The organism is Psychrobacillus sp. (assembly GCF_056205495.1).
Genome location: NZ_JBAEAP010000436.1, coordinates 1 through 2,111, shown reverse-complemented (window position 1 = coordinate 2,111; position 2,111 = coordinate 1). Strand labels below are relative to the sequence as shown.

2 protein-coding genes are annotated in these 2,111 nt (G+C 45.7%); both read left to right on the top strand.

Going from position 1 to position 2,111, the window contains the following annotated elements; genetic code table 11:
- Positions 1-689 (top strand): triose-phosphate isomerase (tpiA, locus tag AC06OU_RS12715; protein ID WP_475856216.1); only part of this gene is annotated, 689 nt, incomplete at its 5' end.
- Positions 682-2,111 (top strand): 2,3-bisphosphoglycerate-independent phosphoglycerate mutase (gpmI, locus tag AC06OU_RS12710; RefSeq protein WP_475856214.1); only part of this gene is annotated, 1,430 nt, incomplete at its 3' end. The genes tpiA and gpmI, both read left to right, overlap by 8 nt.

Here is a 2,111-nt window from a genome sequence, read left to right as displayed (position 1 = left end):
AATTAAAAGAAAAACAGATCGACACTACGAATGTGGAAGCTGTAATTTGCGCTCCATCTTTATTTCTAGAGTCTTTAGTGAATGAGACGAAGGGGACTTTCATTTCCATCGGTGCACAAAACATGCATGAGGAAAAAGAGGGCGCGTTCACTGGTGAGGTGAGCGGCCACCAATTACAAGATATCGGCGTAAGCTATGTTGTGATTGGACACTCGGAAAGACGTCAATATTTCAACGAAACCGACGAATCAGTCAATAAAAAAGCGAAGGCAGCCTTCGAGTACAACTTAACGCCAATCATTTGTGTTGGAGAGTCATTGGAGCAGCGCGAGAGCAATGAAACAGAAAGCATCGTTTCCGCTCAAACAACAGCAGCTCTAGAAGGCTTAACAGAGGAACAAGTGAAAAACACGATTATCGCCTACGAGCCAATCTGGGCAATCGGAACTGGTAAGACAGCTACTGCTGACGATGCAAACGATGTATGTCGTGCGATCCGTGAGACTATTTTAGATGGCTTTGGAGAAGAAGTATCAAGCGCAGTGCGTATCCAATACGGCGGCAGCGTGAAGCCTGAGAATATCGTAGAGCTGCTTTCTAAGGAAGATATCGATGGTGCACTAGTTGGCGGGGCAAGCCTACAGGTAGATTCGTTTGTGAAATTACTGGAGGCTGGTGCAAATGCCTAAAAGTCCAGTTGCACTCATTATTCTAGACGGCTTCGGGCTTAGACCTGAAACGTATGGTAATGCCGTATTTCATGCAAAAAAACCAAACTTCGATCGCTATTGGAACCAGTTTCCGAATGCAACCCTGATCGCTTCTGGTGAGGCAGTTGGTCTACCCGATGGTCAAATGGGTAACTCAGAGGTTGGTCATTTAAATATCGGTGCCGGTAGAATCGTCTATCAAAACCTGACTCGCATCCATAAATCGATTCGTGACGGAGAATTCTTTAACGAGAAAAAGCTGCTAGCAGCAATTGAGCATGTTAAGCAAACGGGTGGCAAGCTGCATTTAATGGGCTTACTATCAGATGGCGGTGTTCATAGTCATTATTCTCATCTATTTGCTTTGTTGAAGCTTGCTAAAGCACAAGGTCTAGATGATGTATTTGTACATGGCTTTTTAGATGGCCGAGACGTTGGACCACGTACTTCTGTCGCTTATGTTGCGGAAACAGAGAAGCAAATGAAGGAAATCGGCATCGGTAGGTTCGCTTCTATTAGTGGACGCTACTACGCGATGGACCGTGACCGTCGCTGGGAGCGTGTCATCCTTGCCTATCAGGCAATGGTTGACGGAGTCGGTAAAACGGCGGAAAGCGCGACGCAAGGGATTCTCGATTCGTATGAACAGGATATCGCCGATGAATTTGTCCTGCCATTTGTCATAGAGCAAAATGGACAGCCGGCTACGACGATTGATACGAATGATGCAGTTATCTTCTTTAATTTCCGACCAGACCGTGCGATTCAATTATCGATGGCGCTTAACACACCTTCATTCGATAGCTTCCCGCTTAGCGAAAAGCATCCGAAAAACCTAAAATTCGTGACATTCACACATTACAGTGATGACGTGGTCGCAGATGTAGTATTTGAAACAGTCGATTTATCGAACACGATCGGTGAGGTACTTGCAGCTCGTGACAAAACACAGCTACGCATTGCCGAAACGGAAAAGTATCCACATGTCACCTTCTTTATGAGCGGTGGTCGAGAGAAGACATTCCCTGGAGAACATCGAATTCTCATTAATTCTCCTAAAGTGGCAACCTATGATTTGAAGCCTGAAATGAGTGCCTATGAGTTAACCGATGCTTTATTAGGTGAAATTGCATTAGATAAATTCGACGCAATCATCTTAAACTTTGCTAACCCGGACATGGTAGGCCATAGCGGTATGCTAGAGCCAACTATTAAAGCAATCGAGGCAGTGGATACTTGCCTTGGCAAGGTGGTAGATGCTATTTTGGCTAAAGGTGGCCAGGCAATCATCACAGCAGACCATGGGAACTCCGATGAGGTAACGACCCTCGAGGGGAATCCGATGACTGCTCATACAACCAACCCTGTTCCAGTGATCGTGACCGAAAAAGGAGCAACACT